Here is a 20,955-nt window from a genome sequence, read left to right on the forward strand (position 1 = left end):
TCACGCTGCGGCAGCGAATCATTTATGAGGCCATAGATGTCGTTGCCGCACCTTTCTCTGACGGATGCCCGTCATCTTCACCTTGCCGCTCAAGGTCTGCTGAAAAAAACACGCCGTCGGGCAACCCCGGCAGATATTCTCGCGACTATTTCGCGCATGTCGTTACTGCAAATCGATACCATCAATATTGTGGCGCGAAGTCCTTACCTGGTGCTGTTTAGTCGTTTAGGAGATTATTCACCCCAATGGCTGGACGACTCGTTACAGCAGGGCGAACTGATGGAATACTGGGCGCACGAGGCCTGCTTTTTGCCGCGCAGCGATTTTATGCTGATACGTCACCGCATGCTGGCCCCGGAGAATATGGGCTGGAAGTATAAAGCGGCGTGGATGAAAGAACATGCTCATGAAATTGAGCAACTGCTCCAGCACATCCAGCATAACGGACCGGTACGATCTGCTGATTTTGAGCATCCACGTAAGGGGACCAGCGGCTGGTGGGAATGGAAACCGCAGAAGCGTCATCTTGAAGGGCTGTTCACTGCCGGGAAAGTGATGGTGGTGGAACGGCGTAATTTCCAGCGAGTGTATGATTTAACCCATCGCGTCATGCCACACTGGGACGATGAACGCGACCCACTTTCGCAGGAAGATGCTGAAAGCGTCATGCTGGATAACAGCGCCCGCAGTCTGGGGATTTTCCGCGAACAATGGCTGGCAGACTACTACCGCCTGAAGCGCCCGGCGCTAAAAAACTGGTGCAACGAACGGGCGGAACAGCAACAGATTATTCCTGTCGACGTTGAAGGGCTGGGAACGCTGTGGCTGCATAGCCACCTTCAGCCGCTGCTCGAACAGGCGCTGGTGGGCAAATTAACGGCGACCCACAGCGCAGTGTTATCGCCTTTTGATCCGGTGGTTTGGGATCGTAAACGGGCAGAGCAGCTATTCGATTTTAGCTACCGGCTGGAGTGTTACACGCCAGCACCAAAACGTCAGTACGGTTATTTCGTCTTGCCGTTGCTGCACCGCGGGCAGTTGGTTGGGCGAATGGATGCCAAAATGCACCGTAAAACGGGCGTGCTGGACGTGATTTCGCTGTGGTTACAGGATGGGGTTAAGCCTGGGGTGACTTTGCAAAAAGGATTGTTTCAGGCGATTGACGATTTTGCCCGCTGGCAACTGGCAACACGCGTGACGCTGGGACGTTATCCTGAAGGTTTATTTGTTGATGCACGCCATGGTTGGGAAATAGACCCAGCCCATTAAGCGATTATGTTAATATTTACGGATTCACAATCCGGTCCATCTGGAGGAACTATGGATCATCGTCTGCTTGAAATCATTGCCTGCCCGGTATGCAATGGCAAACTCTGGTTTAACCAGGAAAAACAGGAACTGATTTGTAAACTGGATAACCTTGCTTTCCCACTGCGTGATGGCATTCCTGTGTTACTGGAAACCGAAGCCCGCGTTCTGACTGCTGATGAGAGTAAATCATGAGTTTTGTGGTCATTATTCCTGCGCGTTATGCGTCCACTCGTCTGCCGGGCAAGCCGCTACTGGATATCAACGGCAAGCCTATGATCGTGCATGTCCTGGAGCGTGCGCGTGAATCTGGCGCTGAACGTATCATCGTGGCCACCGATCACGAGGATGTCGCTCGCGCGGTAGAAGCGGTGGGGGGGGAAGTGTGCATGACCCGCGCCGATCACCAGTCTGGTACGGAGCGCCTGGCGGAAGTCGTCGAGAAATGTGGTTTTAGCGATGATACCGTTATTGTGAACGTACAGGGTGATGAGCCGATGATTCCGGCGGTCATTATTCGCCAGGTGGCTGAGAATCTGGCGCAACGTCAGGTCGGCATGGCGACTCTTGCGGCTCCGATTCACAGTGCGGAAGAGGCATTTAATCCGAATGCGGTAAAAGTCGTTTTGGACGCTGAAGGATATGCGCTCTATTTTTCACGCGCGACCATCCCATGGGATCGCGATCGTTTCGCCAAAAGTCTGGAAACGGTGGGGGACACCTTCCTGCGCCATCTGGGCATTTACGGCTATCGCGCCGGTTTTATTCGCCGCTATGTTAACTGGCAGCCTAGCCCGCTTGAGCATATCGAAATGCTGGAGCAGCTGCGAGTGCTGTGGTACGGCGAAAAAATTCACGTTGCCGTCGCAAAAGAAGTCCCGGGTACCGGCGTAGACACTACCGAAGATCTCGAGCGCGTTCGCGCCGAAATGCCTTAGTTTTTCTCACGGCACTCCCCCATATTGATGCGTATTTTTGGGAGGAGTGTCGTATCGTTGCGCTTTCCCTCCACTTTTCTTTTCATCAATTGATCTCATCCGGGTGACATCTGTCTGCCCGACGCTCATTATGAAAGCAGTAGCATTTATGAGGGCAATCTGAAATGGAACAGTTGCGTGCCGAACTCAGCCACCTGCTGGGCGAAAAACTCAGTCGTATAGAATGCGTGAATGAAAAAGTGGATACGGCCCTGTGGTCACTGTACGACAGCCAGGGAAATCCGATGCCGCTGATGGCGAGAAGTTTCACCACGCCAGGTATGGCGCAGCAACTGGCATGGAAAACCTCCATGTTAGCGCGCAGCGGTACGGTGCGTATGCCCGTCATTTACGGGGTCTTAACCCACGAAGAGCATCCCGGCCCCGATGTGTTACTGCTTGAGCGTTTACGGGGTGTGCCGGTGGAAGCGCCAGCCCGAACGCCCGAACGCTGGGAACATTTAAAAGATCAGATCGTAGAAGGTCTGCTGTCATGGCATCGGCAGGATAGCCGTGGCTGCGTGGGCATGGTGGATAACACGCAAGAGAATATCTGGCCATCCTGGTATCGCCAGCGTGTTGAGGTGCTGTGGACCACGTTAAATCAGTTCAACAATACTGGCTTGACGATGCAGGATAAGCGGATCCTGTTTCGTACCCGTGAGTGTTTACCCGCTTTATTTGAAGGATTCAATGATAACTGCGTACTAATCCACGGTAATTTCAGTTTACGTAGCATGCTCAAAGACGCCCGTAGCGATCAGCTACTGGCCATGGTGGGACCGGGGTTGATGCTGTGGGCGCCCAGAGAGTATGAATTGTTCCGTTTAATGGATAACGCGCTGGCGGAAAGCCTGCTTTGGCAATACCTGCAACGCGCGCCCGTGGCGGAGTCCTTCATCTGGCGGCGCTGGCTGTATGTGTTATGGGATGAGGTGGCGCAACTGGTCAACACCGGACGTTTTAATCGCACCAACTTTGACCTGGCAACGAAATCACTGCTGCCGTGGCTCGCCTGACTATCCCGTTACGGCATTGCCGGATGGCGGCGTGAGCGCCTTATCCGGCCTACAATTCTGCGCTGAACGCCTGGGGCTGATAAGCCGCGTTAGCGTCGCCGTCAGGCAATATTTCTGTCAGTGCTCCGATCCCTTTAACCACTGCCAGATGCGACCCAATGTTTCGTAACCAACACGATCGCTATGCATCAACCAGACGGGAGAGGGGATCGCGCGCTCCCACGGATTTAGCGGTGAATCAATTGCTAACTGATTAGCCGGCGCGGGCAACGGTTGTAGTCCAGCCTGTTGGAAGAAAATCATTGCTCGTGGTAAGTGCGATGCGGAGGTCACCAGCAGGAACGGCGCGCTGCCGATGGCCTGCTTAACCGCTGCGGCTTCTTCTTCAGTATCTTTAGGTTTATCCAGCGTGATGATATCACCGGGTGGCACACCCAGTGACTGCGCTACGCGGGCTCCCGCTTCTGCAGTACTGACGTTATTGCTCTTTGCCGCAGCACCGGTAAAGATAAGCTTCGATCCCGGATTAGCACGCCAGAGGCGAATACCTTCATTCAGACGCGGAAGACTGTTGCTGATTAGGTTTGAACTTGGTGCCCACTGAGGATTCCAGGTATACCCTCCGCCCAGCACCACAATGTATTCCACTTTTTGTGTATCCTGCCAGGTTGGATAGCTGTCCTCAATCGGTTTCAGTAGGCTATCAGCGACGGGTTGCAAGCTAAGAAGTAACAGCGCCAGCCAACTCAGGCTAATGCACACTTTCCCTGTTTTTTGAAAGCGACTAAACCAGAGCAGCACCAGGCCTGTACCCATGATAATGAGCATTAGCGGAAGTGGCAGCATCATACCGCCAATCACTTTCTTCAGCGTAAAAAGCATCCTTTTTGGTTCCTTTTTTAACCATACAGCAGGGGATCTGCAGGGATATTACACCAGGAAGGTTCATTCTCGGCGTGGGTGTGACAAAATAGCGGTTTTACTTAGTCACCCTAAAGCCAGCGTGTGGAGAGCCCGATGCGGGATCGCAATTTTGATGACATTGCAGAGAAGTTTTCCCGTAACATTTACGGCACCACTAAAGGTCAGCTTCGCCAGACGATCCTCTGGCAGGATCTGGACAAACTTCTTGCCGAATACGCGGGCCAGACATTGCGTGTGCTTGATGCGGGTGGCGGAGAAGGGCAGACAGCCATTCTGATGGCGCAGCGGGGCCATCATGTTACCTTGTGCGATCTTTCTGCTGAGATGGTGGCGCGAGCGCAACGGGCGGCAGAAGAGCAAGGTGTGAGCGACAACATGCATTTTATACATTGTGCCGCTCAGGACATCCCACAGCATTTGGATTCTCAGGTTGATCTGATATTGTTTCATGCTGTGCTGGAATGGGTGGCCGATCCACAAGCCGTCTTAAAAACATTGTGGTCGATGTTACGCCCGGGCGGTGCTTTATCGCTGATGTTCTACAATGCAAATGGCCTGTTGATGCGTAATGTGTTGGTCGGTAATTTCGGCTATGTACAGCAGGGAATGTATAAAAAGAAACGGCGCACGTTGTCTCCCGATTTCCCGCGCGACCCTCAGCAGGTCTATGGCTGGCTGGAGGAGATTGGCTGGGAGATAACCGGTAAAACGGGCGTGAGGGTGTTTCATGATTATCTGCGTGATAAACAAAAACAGCATGACTGTTTTGATGCTTTAACAGAAATAGAAACGCGCTATTGCCGCCAGGAACCGTATATCAGCCTTGGGCGCTATATTCATGTCACCGCGATTAAACGTCCGGCCCGAGCCGCAGATGCAAGGATAACCTATGAGTGAATTTTCCCAGACAGTCCCCGAACTGGTTGCCTGGGCCAGAAAAAATGACTTCTCCATCTCTCTGCCGGTAGACAGACTTTCGTTCCTGCTGGCGGTCGCCACATTGAACGGTGAGCGACTTGACGGTGAGATGAGTGAAGGTGAACTGGTGGATGCGTTCCGCCATGTGAGTGATGCGTTTGAGCAAACCAGCGAAACCATCGGCGTCCGCGCCAACAACGCGATCAACGATATGGTGCGTCAACGTCTGCTGAACCGCTTTACCAGCGAGCAGACTGAAGGCAACGCCATTTACCGTTTAACGCCGCTCGGGATTGGCATCACAGATTACTATATTCGTCAGCGCGAGTTCTCTACGCTGCGTCTTTCCATGCAACTGTCGATTGTTGCAGACGAACTGAAGCGCGCGGCGGATGCGGCAGCGGAAGGTGGCGATGAGTTCCACTGGCACCGCAACGTCTATGCGCCATTGAAATACTCGGTGGCGGAGATTTTCGACAGTATCGATCTGACCCAGCGCATCATGGATGAACAGCAGCAGCAGGTAAAAGACGACATCGCACAGTTGCTAAACAAAGACTGGCGGGCGGCGATTTCCAGCTGTGAACTGTTGCTTTCTGAAACGTCTGGTACGCTGCGTGAACTGCAGGATACGCTGGAAGCGGCGGGGGATAAGCTGCAGGCTAACCTGTTACGCATCCAGGATGCCACAATGACGCATGATGATTTGCATTTTGTTGATCGGCTGGTGTTTGATTTACAAAGCAAGCTCGACCGCATTATTAGCTGGGGTCAGCAGTCCATTGACTTGTGGATCGGCTACGATCGTCATGTGCATAAATTTATCCGTACCGCGATCGATATGGATAAAAACCGCGTCTTCGCCCAACGTCTGCGTCAGTCCGTGCAGACCTACTTTGACGACCCATGGGCGCTGACCTATGCCAACGCCGATCGTCTGCTGGATATGCGTGACGAGGAGATGGTGCTGCGTGACGAAGAGGTCACCGGTGAACTTCCGGAAGATCTGGAATATGAAGAATTTAACGAGATCCGTGAACAACTGGCGGCGATCATCGAAGAACAGCTGGCTATCTACAAATCCAGACAAACACCACTGGATCTCGGTTTGGTAGTGCGCGAGTATCTGGCGCAATACCCACGTGCGCGTCATTTCGACGTCGCGCGTATTGTTATCGATCAGGCGGTACGCCTTGGCGTAGCGCAAGCAGACTTCACCGGACTGCCAGCCAAATGGCAGCCGATTAATGATTACGGAGCCAAGGTACAGGCGCATGTCATTGACAAATATTGAACAAGTGATGCCGGTAAAGCTGGCGCAGGCGCTGGCGAATCCGTTATTTCCGGCGCTGGATAGTGCCTTACGTTCGGGCCGCCATATCGGTCTGGATGAACTGGATAATCATGCCTTCCTGATGGATTTTCAGGAATATTTTGAAGAGTTTTACAGCCGCTATAACGTGGAATTGATCCGTGCGCCGGAAGGGTTCTTTTACCTTCGTCCGCGTTCAACGACGCTCATTCCGCGTTCGGTCCTGTCTGAACTGGACATGATGGTGGGTAAAATTCTTTGCTATCTCTATCTCAGCCCGGAACGCCTGGCGAACGAAGGGATTTTTACCCAGCAAGAGCTGTATGACGAGCTGTTAACGCTGGCGGATGAAGCCAAACTGCTGAAGCTGGTAAACAACCGTTCAACCGGTTCTGACGTTGACCGCCAGAAGCTACAGGAAAAAGTGCGTTCTTCGCTCAACCGCTTGCGCCGCTTAGGCATGGTGTGGTTTCTGGGCCACGACAGCAGCAAATTCCGTATTACAGAATCTGTCTTCCGCTTTGGCGCGGATGTGCGTAGCGGTGACGATCCGCGTGAAGCACAGCGTCGCTTAATTCGTGATGGTGAAGCGATGGCGGTCGAGAACCGTCTGCAGCTCAACGATGAGCCTGAAGAGAATCAGCCGGACAGTGGAGAAGAAGAATAATGATTGAACGCGGTAAATTTCGCTCACTTACGCTGATTAACTGGAATGGTTTTTTTGCCCGTACGTTTGATCTCGATGAGCTGGTCACCACGCTGTCCGGTGGTAACGGTGCGGGTAAATCCACCACCATGGCGGCATTTGTTACGGCGCTCATTCCGGACTTAACCCTGCTGCATTTCCGTAACACCACCGAAGCTGGTGCAACCAGCGGTTCACGAGATAAAGGTCTGCACGGTAAGCTGAAAGCAGGGGTCTGTTACTCAATGCTCGACGTCCTCAACTCGCGTCATCAGCGCGTGGTCGTGGGTGTGCGTCTGCAACAGGTTGCGGGTCGTGATCGTAAAGTGGATATCAAACCGTTTGCCATTCAGGGGCTGCCGATGTCGGTACAGCCAACCCAACTGGTGACGGAAACGCTGAACGAACGCCAGGCGCGCGTACTGTCTCTACCTGAGCTGAAAGAGAAGCTTGATGAGATGGAAGGTGTGCAGTTTAAGCAGTTCAACTCAATAACCGATTATCATTCGCTGATGTTCGATCTGGGCATCATTGCTCGCCGTCTGCGCTCCGCGTCTGATCGTAGTAAATTCTACCGTTTGATTGAAGCCTCGCTGTACGGCGGGATCTCCAGCGCCATTACCCGTTCACTGCGTGACTACCTGCTGCCGGAAAACGGCGGCGTCCGTAAAGCGTTCCAGGATATGGAAGCCGCGCTGCGTGAAAACCGCATGACGCTTGAAGCGATTCGCGTAACCCAGTCTGACCGCGACCTGTTTAAGCATTTGATCAGCGAAGCGACCAACTATGTGGCTGCGGATTATATGCGCCATGCCAACGAACGTCGTATCCATCTGGATAAAGCACTGGAATATCGTCGTGAACTGTATACCTCACGTAAGCAGCTGGCGGCAGAGCAGTACAAGCACGTGGATATGGCGCGTGAACTGGGCGAGCATAACGGCGCCGAAGGCGATCTGGAAGCCGATTATCAGGCCGCGAGCGATCACCTGAATCTGGTGCAAACCGCGCTGCGTCAGCAGGAAAAAATTGAACGCTACGAAGCGGATCTCGAAGAACTGCAGATCCGTCTTGAAGAACAAAATGAGGTGGTTGCGGAAGCCGTTGACCGCCAGGATGAAAACGAAGCCCGCGCGGAAGCCGCCGAACTGGAAGTGGATGAGCTGAAAAGCCAGCTTGCCGATTACCAGCAGGCGCTGGACGTCCAGCAGACGCGAGCCATCCAGTATACCCAGGCGATCCAGGCCCTAAATCGGGCGAAAGAGCTCTGCCACCTACCGGATCTGACAGCCGACAGCGCCGCCGAATGGCTGGAGACTTTCCAGGCCAAAGAGCAGGAAGCCACTGAAAAGCTGCTAACGCTTGAACAAAAAATGAGCGTGGCGCAAACCGCGCATAGCCAGTTCGAACAGGCTTATCAGCTGGTGGCGGCTATCAACGGCCCGCTGGCACGTAGTGAAGCCTGGAGCGTGGCGCGTGAACTGCTGCGCGAAGGCGTTGAACAGCGCCACCTGGCGGAACAGGTTCAGCCATTGCGTATGCGACTGAGCGAACTGGAGCAGCGTCTGCGCGAACAGCAGGATGCCGAGCGTCTGCTGGCCGAATTCTGCAAGCGTCAGGGTAAACAGTTTGATATCGATGAGCTGGAAGCGCTGCACCAGGAACTGGAAGCGCGCATCGCCGCCTTGTCGGACAGCGTCTCGTCTGCCAGCGAACAGCGTATGACGCTGCGTCAGGAACAGGAACAGCTACAATCCCGTATTCAGCATTTGATGAAGCGGGCACCTGTCTGGCTGGCTGCGCAAAATAGCCTGAATCAGCTTAGCGAGCAGTGTGGCGAAGAGTTTACCTCTAGCCAGGATGTGACCGAGTATCTGCAACAATTGCTGGAGCGCGAGCGTGAGGCCATTGTTGAGCGTGATGAAGTCGGTGCACGTAAAAATGCGGTTGATGAAGAGATTGAATGTTTAAGTCAGCCGGGCGGGGCGGAAGATCAGCGTCTGAACGCGCTGGCGGAACGCTTTGGCGGCGTGCTGCTGTCAGAAATTTATGATGACGTTAGCCTTGAAGATGCCCCGTACTTCTCTGCGCTGTATGGTCCTTCGCGCCATGCCATCGTGGTACCAGATCTATCACTAATTACCGAACAGCTTGAAGGGCTGACGGATTGCCCGGAAGATCTCTATTTCATCGAAGGGGATCCGCAGTCGTTTGATGATAGCGTCTTCAGCGTTGATGAACTGGAAAATGCGGTGGTGGTGAAAACCGCCGAGCGTCAATGGCGTTATTCCCGCTTCCCGAAGGTGCCTATTTTTGGTCGTGCAGCGCGTGAAAGCCGTATCGAAACCCTGCATGCCGAGCGTGAAGGGCTGTCTGAACGTTTCGCCACGCTCTCCTTTGATGTACAGAAAACCCAGCGTCTGCATCAGGCGTTCAGCCGCTTTATCGGCAGCCATCTGTCGGTGGCGTTTGAAGCCGATCCAGAAGCGGAAATTCGCCAACTGAATAGCCGTCGCGTTGAACTGGAACGTGCGCTGACCAATCATGAAAATGATAATCAGCAAAGCCGTATGCAGTTTGAACAGGCGAAAGAGGGCGTCTCCGCGCTGAACCGCCTGCTGCCGCGCTTGAATCTGCTGGCAGATGACACGCTGGCCGATCGCGTGGACGAAATTCGCGAGCGTCTGGATGAAGCTCAGGAAGCCGCGCGTTTTGTACAGCAACATGGTAATCAGTTGGCGAAACTGGAACCTATCGTTTCAGTTCTGCAAAATGACCCTGAGCAGTTTGAACAACTGAAGGAAGACTATACGTATTCCCAGCAGATGCAGCGCGACGCACGTCAGCAGGCTTTTGCGCTGACTGAAGTCGTACAGCGTCGGGCGCACTTTAGTTATTCCGACTCAGCCGAAATGCTGAGCGGTAATAGCGATCTGAACGAAAAATTGCGTGAACGCCTGGAACAGGCGGAAGCCGAACGTACCCGCGCTCGTGAAGCGCTGCGTAGTCATGCTGCACAGTTAAGCCAGTACAACCAGGTCATGGCATCGCTAAAAAGCTCTTATGACACCAAAAAAGAGCTGCTTAATGATTTACAACGTGAACTGCAGGATATTGGCGTTCGTGCGGACAGCGGTGCCGAAGAGCGCGCGCGTATCCGTCGTGACGAACTGCATGCGCAGCTCAGCAACAACCGTGCACGCCGTAACCAACTTGAGAAAGCACTGACCTTCTGCGAAGCGGAGATGGAAAACCTGACCCGCAGACTGCGCAAGCTGGAACGTGATTATCATGAAATGCGCGAGCAGGTAGTCACCGCCAAAGCCGGCTGGTGTGCAGTCATGCGGATGGTGAAAGATAACGGTGTGGAACGTCGTCTGCACCGTCGCGAGTTGGCCTATCTTTCCGGTGACGAACTGCGTTCGATGTCGGATAAGGCGCTCGGTGCGCTACGTCTGGCGGTTGCGGATAACGAACACCTGCGCGATGTGTTGCGTATGTCTGAAGATCCAAAACGCCCAGAGCGCAAAATCCAGTTCTTCGTCGCGGTTTACCAGCATCTGCGTGAACGTATTCGCCAGGATATTATCCGTACCGACGATCCGGTTGAAGCCATCGAACAGATGGAGATTGAGCTGAGCCGTCTGACGGAAGAGCTAACCTCTCGTGAACAGAAACTGGCGATCAGCTCACGCAGCGTGGCGAACATTATTCGTAAGACCATTCAGCGTGAACAGAACCGTATTCGCATGCTGAACCAGGGGCTGCAAAGTGTGTCGTTTGGCCAGGTTAACAGCGTTCGCCTGAACGTCAATGTGCGTGAAACGCATGCTACCTTGCTGGACGTACTTTCAGAGCAGCATGAGCAGCATCAGGATCTGTTTAACAGCAATCGCCTGACCTTCTCAGAAGCGCTGGCGAAGCTGTATCAGCGTCTGAATCCGCAGATCGACATGGGGCAACGCACGCCGCAAACCATTGGTGAAGAGCTGCTGGACTATCGTAACTATCTGGAAATGGAAGTTGAGGTTAACCGTGGCTCTGACGGCTGGCTGCGTGCTGAATCTGGCGCGCTGTCAACGGGTGAAGCGATCGGGACCGGGATGTCTATTCTGGTGATGGTGGTGCAAAGCTGGGAAGATGAAGGTCGCAGATTGCGCGGGAAAGACATCTCTCCTTGCCGCCTGCTGTTCCTTGATGAAGCAGCACGACTCGATGCGCGTTCTATTGCGACTCTGTTTGAGCTGTGTGAGCGTTTGCAGATGCAGCTGATTATCGCTGCGCCGGAAAACATCAGCCCAGAGAAAGGCACCACCTACAAACTGGTGCGTAAAGTCTTCCAGAACACCGAGCACGTTCATGTGGTGGGGCTGCGCGGATTTGCGCCTCAGTTACCGGAACCACTGCCGGGGACTGAAGATGCCTCCTCGCAGGCAAGCTAAATAGAAAGGCGGTCATTTGACCGCCTTTCTTCTTTTCCGAAAAGTCTCAATTGCAGGTGCAATTTCTTTTAACTTCTTTACATTATACCAGGTAAAACATTGGCGAAGTTTATATACTGAAGATAAGCCTGACGGGTATGCAGGCTTACTCGTCATACTTCAGTTGTATTGGCGTCTACAGGCGTTGCACACCCGATTTATGGTGCCTGGCTATAGAGTATGATAAAGAAAACAGGGGGCAAGGGATGTTGCTTAATAAAATGTGTGGTCGTCGGCTGTCGGCAATCAGTTTGTGCCTGGCCGTAACATTCGCTCCACTGTTCAATGCGCAGGCCGATGAGCCTGAAATGATCCCTGGCGATAGCTCTGCGAGCGTCAGTGAACAGCCAACAGCATTATCGCAGCCGCAGGTACAATCTTCCGCGACGGCTATTATGGCGGGGATTCAACCGTTACCGCAGGGCGTGTCAGTTGATCAAGCCCGCGCCGAATTACAATCTCAACTTCCAGCGGGCTTCACGCCAGTGTATATGAGCCAGCTGGAATTGCTGTATGCCGCACGTGAAATGAAGCCGGTGTGGGAAAATCGTGATGCGGTAAAGGCCTTTCAACAACAGTTGGCCGAGGTCGCGATTGCTGGCTTTCAGCCGCAGTTTACTACCTGGGTTGCACTTCTGACTGATCCGGCAGTAACCGGTCAGGCGAGAGACATTGTGCTCTCGGATGCGATGATGGGGTATCTGCACTTTATCGCTAATATCCCTGTCAAAGGTAATCGCTGGCTTTACAGCGGTAAGCCCTATGCGCTAACGACGCCGCCGATTTCTGTCATCAACCAGTGGCAGGTCGCACTGGATAACGGTCAACTAACTTCGTTTGTTGCCAGCCTGGCACCGCAGCATCCGCAGTACGCCGCAATGCATGAATCGCTGCTCAAGCTGGTAGGTGATACACGTCCCTGGCCGCAGCTCACCAGTACAGCAACGCTACGTCCGGGGGAGTGGAGTAATGACATCCCTGCGCTGCGTGAAATTTTGCGTCGTACGGGAATGCTGGAGTCCACCGTCAGTACATCTGCTAAAGAAGGACGTAGCGCTTACGATCGTGAACTTGTCGATGCGGTAAAGCGTTTTCAGACGTGGCAGGGACTTGGCGCCGATGGCGCGATTGGCCCTGCCACGCGTGACTGGCTGAACGTGACGCCCGCTCAGCGTGCTGGCGTGCTGGCGTTAAATATTCAGCGCTTACGCCTGCTGCCGAGTGAGCTGTCTACCGGTATCATGGTGAACATTCCTGCCTATTCGCTGGTTTATTATCAGAATGGCAATCAGGTGCTGGCCTCGCGCGTTATTGTCGGGCGTCCAGATCGCAAAACGCCGATGATGAGTAGTGCGCTGAATAACGTGGTCGTTAACCCACCGTGGAACGTTCCGCCGACGCTGGCCCGAAAAGATATTCTGCCTAAGTTATGGAATGATCCGGGATATCTTGAACGTCACGGCTATACCGTGATGCGCGGTTGGAACAGTAAAGAGACGATAGATCCGTGGCAGGTTGACTGGGCCACCATCACTGCGTCCAATCTGCCGTTCCGCTTTCAGCAGGCTCCGGGCGCACGTAACTCGCTCGGACGCTATAAATTCAATATGCCGAGTTCGGATGCTATTTATCTGCACGATACGCCGAACCACAATCTGTTCCAGAAAGATACGCGGGCGTTAAGTTCCGGCTGTGTGCGTGTGAATAAGGCATCTGAGCTGGCGAATATGCTGCTACAGGACGCGGGTTGGAATGATACCCGCATCTCGGATGCCCTGAAGCAAGGGGATACGCGGTACGTGAATATTCGCCAGAATATTCCGGTCAACCTCTACTATCTGACCGCATTTGTTGGCCCGGATGGTCGCACGCAGTATCGTACAGATATTTACAATTACGATCTGACAGCGCGATCCAGCGCACAAATTGTGTCAAAAGCCGAGCAATTAATCAGATAAATGAAGCAGTTCGAGGAAAATGATTGTCGTAAGTTATGCTGGAAACGGGGCAAAATGGCTGTGAGCCCCGTATTTCCTGGGGTTGGGAGCCTTGACGTGGACTACTTAGCCAGATAAGGTTTCCCGCGTGCGCTAGAGCATACATACGATAACATTGACCTTGTAGACCTTAATACCATGGACAAATTTGACGCTAATCGCCGCAAACTGCTGGCGCTTGGTGGTATTGCCCTCGGCGCTGCCATCCTGCCTACGCCTGCGTTTGCAACACTCTCTACCCCACGTCCGCGTATATTGACTCTGAATAACCTGCATACCGGTGAGTCAATAAAAGCAGAGTTTTTTGATGGCAGGGGCTATATTCAGGACGAATTAGCAAAACTTAACCACTTTTTCCGTGATTTTCGGGCCAATAAAGTGAAATCCATTGACCCCGGACTGTTTGATCAACTCTTCCGTCTGCAGGGCCTGCTGGGTACGCGTAAACCCGTACAGCTGATCTCCGGTTATCGTTCCGTCGATACCAATAATGAACTACGTGCGCGCAGTCGCGGTGTGGCCAAGAAAAGCTACCACACCAAAGGGCAGGCCATGGATTTCCATATTGAAGGCATCGCATTAAGTAATATTCGCAAAGCTGCGTTATCTATGCGCGCAGGTGGTGTAGGATACTACCCCAGCAGTAACTTTGTGCATATTGACACCGGCCCTGCACGGCACTGGTGATCCATAAGCTTAATGAAACAGGAGCTGTATGAACTATCGTATTATTCCGGTCACTGCATTCGCCCAGAACTGCTCGCTAATCTGGTGTGAGCAGACTCGTCTGGCCGCGTTGGTCGATCCCGGCGGCGATGCCGAGAAAATCAAACAGGAAGTGGATGCCAGCGGTCTGACGCTAATGCAGATCCTGCTTACTCACGGTCATCTTGATCATGTTGGGGCGGCAGCTGAACTGGCACAGCATTATGGTGTACCGGTTATTGGTCCGGAAAAAGAAGATGAGTTCTGGCTACAGGGTCTCCCTGCGCAGAGCCGCATGTTTGGCCTGGGCGATTGTGAGCCGCTGACGCCCGATCGCTGGTTGAACGAAGGTGATCGGGTCAGCGTTGGCAACGTGACGTTGCAGGTGTTGCATTGTCCGGGTCATACACCGGGACATGTGGTCTTCTTTGATGAGCAATCAAAGTTACTGATTTCGGGTGACGTGATTTTCAAAGGTGGCGTAGGGCGCAGCGATTTTCCGCGCGGAGATCACAGCCAACTGATCGATTCGATTAAACGTAAACTGTTGCCGCTGGGCGATGACGTGACGTTTATTCCGGGTCACGGCCCACTTTCTACGCTGGGTAACGAACGGCTTCATAACCCGTTCCTGCAGGACGAAATGCCTGTCTGGTAATACAGCAGATAAATAAAAAGGCCGCTATTGCGGCCTTTTTTGTACGCGATAGATTACAGTACTGCGACAATCGCTTCGCACAGCGGTGCCATGTTATCTGGCGTCATTCCAGCTACGTTTACACGTCCGGAAGCGACAGCGTAGACACCAAACTCTTCACGCAGACGCAGAACCTGCTCTTTTGTCAGGCCGCTGAATGAGAACATGCCGTTCTGTTTGATGATAAAGCTGAAGTCGCGGTTCGCACCTTTCTCCTGCAGCGTATTCACGAACAGTAAACGCATGCGCTGAATGCGTTGGCGCATATCGGTCAGTTCCTGTTCCCAGATGGCACGCAGCGCGTCATTGCTCAGAATCGTGGCAACTACGGATGCGCCGTGTGCTGGCGGGTTGGAATAGTTAGCGCGAATGGCTGATTTCATCTGACTAAACGCACGGTCGACGGTTTCAGCATCAGCAGCAACCAGCGTACAGGCACCTACGCGCTCATTGTACAGACCAAAGTTCTTGGAGTAGGAACTGGCAACGATCAGCTCTTTGTGCAGCGCGGCGAATGCGCGCAGACCTTCTGCATCTTCTTCCAGACCGCGGGCAAAGCCCTGGTATGCGAAGTCAAACAGCGGCAACCATCCTTTCTCGACAGAAAGCTGAGCCAGCGTTTGCCACTGCTCAAGCGTAGGATCGATACCGGTTGGGTTATGACAGCAGCCGTGGAACAGTACCACATCGCCAGCCTGAGCTTCGCTGAGGCTGGCCAGCAGCGCATCAAAGTCTAATGAGTGGTTCGCCGCATCGTAATAGTTGTATTCACGAACTTCCAGACCGGCAGAGTTAAAGACGCTCTTATGGTTCGGCCAGCTTGGGTTGCTCACCCATACGCGTTTAGCCGACGTATTTCTTGCGAGAAAATCAGCTGCCACGCGCAGTGCGCCAGTGCCACCAGGGGTCTGTGCTGTACGTGCGCGTTTATCGTTGATAAGCGAACTCGTTTTACCAAACAGTAATTCCTGAGTACAACGCCCAAACTCTGGAATACCGTCAATGCCAAGATAGTTTTTGGTGGTTTCATTTTCCAGTATATATTGCTCGGCTTTTTTAACGCTGGTCAGCACCGGCGTTTTGCCTGTCTCATCTTTATATACACCGATCCCGAGGTTTATTTTTCCAGGGCGGTCATCGGCACGAAACAAATCAGCCAGACCCAAAATGGGGTCGGCAGGAGCGGCGGTAATGTTCTCAAACATGACGAGGTTCCATAGTGATTACAGAAGGGAAGTCCGCTATCAGGTTAACGGTAGATTTACAAAATGCCAACCGTTACTGACGAAAAGCTGAGGTGTTTTTTTAAGACGCAAGAATTCGCTAGCAGATATAAAAAAACAGGACCGAAGTCCTGTTTTTAAGGCATTTAACAAAGAGGTCTGCTATTAGAACTGGTAAACGATACCAACTGCAACGATGTCGTCAGAGTTCACGCCCAGTTTGTTGTCAGAATCGATTTGGTTAATCTTGTAGTCAACATAGGTGGACATGTTTTTGTTGAAGTAGTAGGTCGCACCTACTTCGAAGTAATCGACCAGATCCACATCACCGATACCTTCTACGTCTTTCGCTTTAGACTTGTTGTAGGAGAGGGACGGACGCAGGCCGAAATCGAACTGGTACTGAGCAACGACGAATACGTCTTCAGTTTTGTTCGCAAAACCGCTGTTACCAGCACCTGAGATGCGGGTCGCGTTACGGGTTTCACCGTAGTTCGCTGCCAGGTAGATGTTGTTAGCATCGTATTTCACGCCGGTCGCCCACTGCTCAGCTTTTTTACCGCCATTGCCGTAGAAAGAGTTTTCCTGCGCGTTGGTGCGGTCAGCTGCGCCGTAAGCACCCACGATACCGAAACCATCCATTTCGTAGCTTACAGAACCGCCAACGCCGTCGCCGTTAGAGCGACCGGTATTGCCATCACGTTCGTTTTTACCCAGATACTGGATACCGAAGTTCAGACCGTCAACCAGACCGAAGAAGTTGGAGTTACGGTAGGTTGCAACACCACCAACACGACCAACGAAGAAGTTGTCGCTGTATGCGGTATCACCACCAAATTCTGGCAGCATATCGGTGTAACCCAGGGCATCGTAAACGATACCGTAGTTACGACCGTAGTCGAAAGAACCCAGATCGGCATATTTCAGACCAGCAAATGCCAGACGGGTTTTGTTGCCGTTCTGAGCGTCACTGCCGCCTTCAGAGTTGTTACCGGCAAAGTTGTATTCCCACTGACCGTAACCGGACAGCTCGGAGTTAATCTGAGTTTCCCCTTTGAAACCAAGACGAGCATAAGTCTGATCGCCATCGTCAGCAGCGCTGTCAGAAAAATAATGCAGACCAACGGTTTTACCGTAGATATCCAGCTTGTTACCATCTTTGTTGTAAACTTCTGCAGCGTTAGCTGCCCCGGCTACCAGCAGAGCAGGGATAACCACTGCCAGAATATTGCGCTTCATCATTATTTATTACCCTCATCGGTTTTTATATGACACCTGCCACTGCCGCCAATAAATTCCGTCAATGAAAATTTACGGAACTATTGATGAGAGTTTGGTGTCTTTATGTGTCTGACAGGCATCTTTCCATTCAAACTACCGTTTCGCTACCGTCAAAGTGCTACAAATATAAAGATTTGGTTTCAAAAAGAAAAAATGTGTAACAAAATGTTATTTTTGTGCAACTTTGTGAACAGCGTCAAACTTCGGATACCCCTGAGCTGAAAATTCTCGTTTTTATTTCTATTTATATGATTTTCTTATATTTAATTTTGCTAAGGTTATTTTTTCTCCGTAATGCCGGAAAGTTTGGATTTTACAGATAACGATTTTTGGACGTCTGGAGTGCCGTGCGAAAGGCTAAAAAATGTACTATTTAATCAGAAAATGCTAATCCACAATAAAATTACTGGTTATTTTTTGTGCAAATGTATTGCGATGAAATATTACGTAACAGGTGGAGGGGATTGAATGGTTGTGTTTAACGTGAGATGGGTATCCAGATAACATGAAAAGGGTATAAAAAAGGCCAGCAATGCTGGCCTTTGAAACAATAACGCACGTTTAGAAGGTGGCGTTACGCGGAGTACGCGGGAACGGAATAACATCACGGACGTTTTGCACGCCGGTGACGTAAGCGATCAGACGCTCGAAGCCCAATCCGAAGCCGGAATGCGGAACGGTACCGTAGCGACGCAGGTCGCGATACCACCAGTAATCCTCTTTGTTCAGACCCATTTCCAGCATACGGGCATCCAGCACGTCCAGACGCTCTTCACGCTGAGAACCACCGATGATTTCGCCGATTCCAGGAGCCAGAACGTCCATTGCAGCAACGGTTTTACCGTCTTCGTTAAGGCGCATATAAAACGCTTTGATATCTTTCGGGTAGTTTTTCACCACCACCGGCGCTTTAAAGTGCTCTTCAGCAAGATAACGTTCATGCTCGGAAGACAGATCCACACCCCAGTAAACCGGGTTTTCAAACTGTTTGCCGCATTTTTCCAGAATGCTTACCGCGTCGGTGTAATCCACCTGCGCGAAGTCAGCGTCAATGAAACGTTCCAGGCGTGAAATCGCGTCCTTGTCGACACGTTCAGCGAAGAATTTCATATCATCCGCACGCTCTGCCAGTACGGCTTTGAACGCGTATTTCAGCATCGCTTCAGCCAGGCCTGCAACATCGTTCAGGTCAGCGAACGCCACTTCTGGTTCCAGCATCCAGAACTCTGCCAGGTGACGACTGGTGTTAGAGTTTTCTGCACGGAACGTCGGGCCAAAGGTATAAATTTTGGACAGAGCGCAGGCGTAGGTTTCACCGTTCAACTGACCGGAAACGGTCAGGAACGCTTCCTTACCAAAGAAGTCTTTATCGAAATCGACTTTACCCTGATCGTTACGCGGCAGGTTTTCCAGATCCAGCGTAGAAACACGGAACATTTCACCGGCACCTTCCGTATCGGAAGCGGTGATCAGCGGAGTCGATACCCAAAAGAAACCCTGCTCGTGGAAGAAGCGATGCAGCGCTTGCGCCAGCGTATGACGTACGCGTGCTACCGCACCAATCATATTGGTGCGCGGACGCATATGCGCCACTTCACGCAGATACTCGATGCTGTGACGCTTAGCCGCCATTGGGTAGGTATCAGGATCTTCAACCCAGCCCGCGACTTCAACTTCAGTGGCCTGAATTTCAAAGCTCTGTCCTTGTCCAGGTGATGCAACGACTTTACCCGTTACGATAACTGAACAACCCGTCGTCAGGCGCAGTACGTCCTGATTGTAATTGGGCAGAGAATTATTGATGACGGCCTGTACAGGATCAAAGCAGGAACCGTCATAAACGGCGAGGAAGGAGATGCCAGCTTTTGAATCTCGGCGGGTACGCACCCATCCGCGCACGGTGACTTCGCTGTCAACGGCTACGCGGCCCTGGAGTACGTCGGCTACAGGCACAACGCTCATAATATTCTCTCTGTTAATAGTCGGATATATAAACACATGTCCACCCATAATGGGGGGGATACCTATGTTACCTGGCATCTGCAATCAGACAAGCAGAATTCGTAGCTGGAGTGAAAGATTTCGGAAATAAACGCGAATAAGGGAGCCAAAATGGCTCCCTGGAAGGATTAACTGGCTTTTTTAATATGCGGGAGATCGAAGGCTTTGCGCAGTGCACGAACAAATGCTTTATCGTGGCAGATGGTTTTACCCGGGCTGTCAGATAACTTCGCCACTGGTTTGCCGTTACATTCCACCAGCTTAATTACGATATTAAGCGGCTTAACCTGTGGAATGTCGCATGTTAGCCGTGTCCCAATACCAAAACTCAACTGTACGCGGGAAGAGAAGTGGCGGTAGAGTTCAATCGCTTTTTTCAGATCGAGGTTATCTGAAAAGACCAGCGTTTTGCTCAGCGGATCAATACCCAGTTTTTCATAATGGGCGATGGCTTTTTCACCCCATTCCACCGGATCGCCTGAGTCATGGCGTAATCCCTGGTAGCGCGTCGCAAACTCAACGCCAAAGTCGCGTAAAAATGCGTCCATGGTGATGCAATCGGTCAATGCAATGCCGAGTTGATCAGGATACTCATTTAACCAGGCGGCCAGGGCTACACGTTGGCTGGTGGCAAGTTCAGGACTGATTTGCTGATGAGCCTGGAACCACTCATGCGCCTGCGTACCCATTGGGGTTAATGACAGACGGCGGGCCAGATCGTAGTTACTGGTGCCGACAAACCAGGGCTCTTGCTGCAGGCGTTTAACGATAGCCTGCTGTACTTCGCGCGAAAAACGACGACGCGTACCGAAATCCATCAAATGGAAGCGGGACATATCGACATCTTTCGTTAAAGCAGAGAATTCTACTAGTTTGCTTTCCAGCTCATCGAGTGCCTGCGGGACGCCTGATTCAGGTGAGCGGTAACGGTGTACCAGTTCGCTAATCACCGCTAACAGCGGGACTTCCCACATGATCACTTCACGCCACGGACCGGTTAAGCGGATGTTTAGCTTACCGTTATCATTGGTGACGCAAACCTGTTCCGGGTTATAGCGGAAATCACGTAACCAGGTGAGGTAATCAGCTTTAAAGAAAGGCAGGCCGGAGAGCCACTGGTACTCATCCTCCTGCAGTCGCAGGTGCTGCATAGCATTCACCTGCTCACGAATAGAATCGGCATAAATACCGAGCAGGTCATCGCCACGGCAACGAAATTCAGCCGCTACTTGTACGTCATAGTAGTGGTGAAAAACGGCTTGCTGCATATGCAACTTATAAGCGTCTGTATCCAGCAGCGAGTGCAGAACAGGAGAAGCGAATTGTGTCATAGGTGCGCAGTAGCATCCTCTCACGGGAGCGTTTAGTACAATAAACAACTAAGAAAACCGCTGGAGTATACCCTGTTTAGCGATTTATTGAACCCC

16 protein-coding genes are annotated in these 20,955 nt (G+C 52.1%); 11 read left to right on the forward strand and 5 right to left on the reverse strand.

Features of this window, described 5'->3' with window-relative positions; translation table 11 throughout:
• Positions 1-36: 36 nt before the first annotated feature.
• From OGV98_RS17525 to OGV98_RS17540, 4 genes are all read left to right on the forward strand, one after another.
• Positions 37-1,269: a winged helix-turn-helix domain-containing protein gene (locus tag OGV98_RS17525; RefSeq protein ID WP_202580637.1), complete on the forward strand. Its 1,233-nt coding sequence runs from the start codon at positions 37-39 to the stop codon at positions 1,267-1,269.
• 51 nt (positions 1,270-1,320) lie between these two features.
• Positions 1,321-1,503: a protein YcaR gene (ycaR, locus tag OGV98_RS17530; RefSeq protein WP_003035793.1), complete on the forward strand. Its 183-nt coding sequence runs from the start codon at positions 1,321-1,323 to the stop codon at positions 1,501-1,503.
• Positions 1,500-2,246, forward strand: coding sequence for a 3-deoxy-manno-octulosonate cytidylyltransferase (kdsB, locus tag OGV98_RS17535; protein ID WP_003035796.1), 747 nt, complete (start codon positions 1,500-1,502; stop codon positions 2,244-2,246). Before ycaR ends, kdsB begins: the two co-directional genes overlap by 4 nt.
• Positions 2,247-2,410: 164 nt before the next feature.
• Positions 2,411-3,304, forward strand: coding sequence for a YcbJ family phosphotransferase (locus OGV98_RS17540; RefSeq protein WP_003035798.1), 894 nt, complete (start codon positions 2,411-2,413; stop codon positions 3,302-3,304).
• 117 nt (positions 3,305-3,421) lie between these two features.
• On the opposite strand, the gene elyC is transcribed toward OGV98_RS17540, so the two are convergent.
• Positions 3,422-4,186: an envelope biogenesis factor ElyC gene (elyC, locus tag OGV98_RS17545; RefSeq protein ID WP_003846991.1), complete on the reverse strand. Its 765-nt coding sequence runs from the start codon at positions 4,184-4,186 to the stop codon at positions 3,422-3,424.
• Positions 4,187-4,321: 135 nt separating this feature from the next.
• Between elyC and cmoM the strand changes: the two genes are divergently transcribed.
• The 7 genes from cmoM (at position 4,322) to OGV98_RS17580 (ending at position 14,984) form a co-directional block, all read left to right on the forward strand.
• Positions 4,322-5,125 carry a tRNA uridine 5-oxyacetic acid(34) methyltransferase CmoM gene (gene cmoM, locus OGV98_RS17550; protein WP_003846990.1) on the forward strand — a complete coding sequence of 268 codons (804 nt, stop codon included), beginning with the start codon at positions 4,322-4,324 and terminating at the stop codon, positions 5,123-5,125.
• A complete protein-coding gene (gene mukF, locus OGV98_RS17555) occupies positions 5,118-6,440 on the forward strand; it encodes a chromosome partition protein MukF (protein ID WP_286551768.1) in 1,323 nt (440 codons plus the stop codon). Before cmoM ends, mukF begins: the two co-directional genes overlap by 8 nt.
• Entirely contained in the window at positions 6,421-7,125 is a 705-nt protein-coding gene (mukE, locus tag OGV98_RS17560; protein WP_003035809.1) for a chromosome partition protein MukE, read from the forward strand. Before mukF ends, mukE begins: the two co-directional genes overlap by 20 nt.
• Positions 7,125-11,585, forward strand: a complete 4,461-nt coding sequence (gene mukB / locus OGV98_RS17565; RefSeq protein ID WP_286551771.1) for a chromosome partition protein MukB — start codon at positions 7,125-7,127, stop codon at positions 11,583-11,585. Before mukE ends, mukB begins: the two co-directional genes overlap by 1 nt.
• 245 nt (positions 11,586-11,830) lie before the next feature.
• A complete protein-coding gene (gene ldtD, locus OGV98_RS17570; protein WP_202580636.1) occupies positions 11,831-13,582 on the forward strand; it encodes a L,D-transpeptidase in 1,752 nt (583 codons plus the stop codon).
• A gap of 177 nt (positions 13,583-13,759) precedes the next feature.
• On the forward strand, positions 13,760-14,308 hold the full coding sequence (gene mepK / locus OGV98_RS17575; protein ID WP_003035820.1) for a peptidoglycan L,D-endopeptidase MepK: 549 nt from the start codon (positions 13,760-13,762) through the stop codon (positions 14,306-14,308).
• A gap of 28 nt (positions 14,309-14,336) precedes the next feature.
• Entirely contained in the window at positions 14,337-14,984 is a 648-nt protein-coding gene (locus tag OGV98_RS17580) for an MBL fold metallo-hydrolase (RefSeq protein ID WP_003035823.1), read from the forward strand.
• A gap of 53 nt (positions 14,985-15,037) precedes the next feature.
• On the opposite strand, the gene aspC is transcribed toward OGV98_RS17580, so the two are convergent.
• From aspC to pncB, 4 genes are all read right to left on the reverse strand, one after another.
• Entirely contained in the window at positions 15,038-16,228 is a 1,191-nt protein-coding gene (gene aspC / locus OGV98_RS17585; protein WP_003035825.1) for an aspartate transaminase, read from the reverse strand.
• Positions 16,229-16,411: 183 nt separating this feature from the next.
• The gene (gene ompF / locus OGV98_RS17590) at positions 16,412-17,488 is read right to left on the reverse strand and encodes a porin OmpF (protein WP_016149871.1); all 1,077 of its coding nucleotides are present in this window, start codon (positions 17,486-17,488) and stop codon (positions 16,412-16,414) included.
• 600 nt (positions 17,489-18,088) lie between these two features.
• Positions 18,089-19,489, reverse strand: coding sequence for an asparagine--tRNA ligase (gene asnS, locus OGV98_RS17595; protein WP_003035832.1), 1,401 nt, complete (start codon positions 19,487-19,489; stop codon positions 18,089-18,091).
• Between the two features lie 167 nt (positions 19,490-19,656).
• Complete coding sequence (pncB, locus tag OGV98_RS17600) at positions 19,657-20,859, reverse strand: nicotinate phosphoribosyltransferase (protein ID WP_003836860.1); 1,203 nt, start codon at positions 20,857-20,859, stop codon at positions 19,657-19,659.
• Between the last annotated feature and the right edge of the window lie 96 nt (positions 20,860-20,955).

This window comes from Citrobacter sp. Cf136 (assembly GCF_030333815.1).
GTDB classification, from domain to species: domain Bacteria; phylum Pseudomonadota; class Gammaproteobacteria; order Enterobacterales; family Enterobacteriaceae; genus Citrobacter; species Citrobacter freundii.

Coding starts and splice junctions, on each gene's coding strand:
- elyC (WP_003846991.1), bottom strand. CDS start 4,186: ATGCTTTTTACGCTGAAGAAAGTGATTGGCGGTATGATGCTGCCACTT.
- mukE (WP_003035809.1), top strand. CDS start 6,421: ATGTCATTGACAAATATTGAACAAGTGATGCCGGTAAAGCTGGCGCAG.
- ldtD (WP_202580636.1), top strand. CDS start 11,831: ATGTTGCTTAATAAAATGTGTGGTCGTCGGCTGTCGGCAATCAGTTTG.
- ompF (WP_016149871.1), bottom strand. CDS start 17,488: ATGATGAAGCGCAATATTCTGGCAGTGGTTATCCCTGCTCTGCTGGTA.
- ycaR (WP_003035793.1), top strand. CDS start 1,321: ATGGATCATCGTCTGCTTGAAATCATTGCCTGCCCGGTATGCAATGGC.
- OGV98_RS17580 (WP_003035823.1), top strand. CDS start 14,337: ATGAACTATCGTATTATTCCGGTCACTGCATTCGCCCAGAACTGCTCG.
- mepK (WP_003035820.1), top strand. CDS start 13,760: ATGGACAAATTTGACGCTAATCGCCGCAAACTGCTGGCGCTTGGTGGT.
- aspC (WP_003035825.1), bottom strand. CDS start 16,228: ATGTTTGAGAACATTACCGCCGCTCCTGCCGACCCCATTTTGGGTCTG.
- OGV98_RS17525 (WP_202580637.1), top strand. CDS start 37: ATGTCGTTGCCGCACCTTTCTCTGACGGATGCCCGTCATCTTCACCTT.
- OGV98_RS17540 (WP_003035798.1), top strand. CDS start 2,411: ATGGAACAGTTGCGTGCCGAACTCAGCCACCTGCTGGGCGAAAAACTC.
- cmoM (WP_003846990.1), top strand. CDS start 4,322: ATGCGGGATCGCAATTTTGATGACATTGCAGAGAAGTTTTCCCGTAAC.
- pncB (WP_003836860.1), bottom strand. CDS start 20,859: ATGACACAATTCGCTTCTCCTGTTCTGCACTCGCTGCTGGATACAGAC.
- mukF (WP_286551768.1), top strand. CDS start 5,118: ATGAGTGAATTTTCCCAGACAGTCCCCGAACTGGTTGCCTGGGCCAGA.
- mukB (WP_286551771.1), top strand. CDS start 7,125: ATGATTGAACGCGGTAAATTTCGCTCACTTACGCTGATTAACTGGAAT.
- kdsB (WP_003035796.1), top strand. CDS start 1,500: ATGAGTTTTGTGGTCATTATTCCTGCGCGTTATGCGTCCACTCGTCTG.
- asnS (WP_003035832.1), bottom strand. CDS start 19,489: ATGAGCGTTGTGCCTGTAGCCGACGTACTCCAGGGCCGCGTAGCCGTT.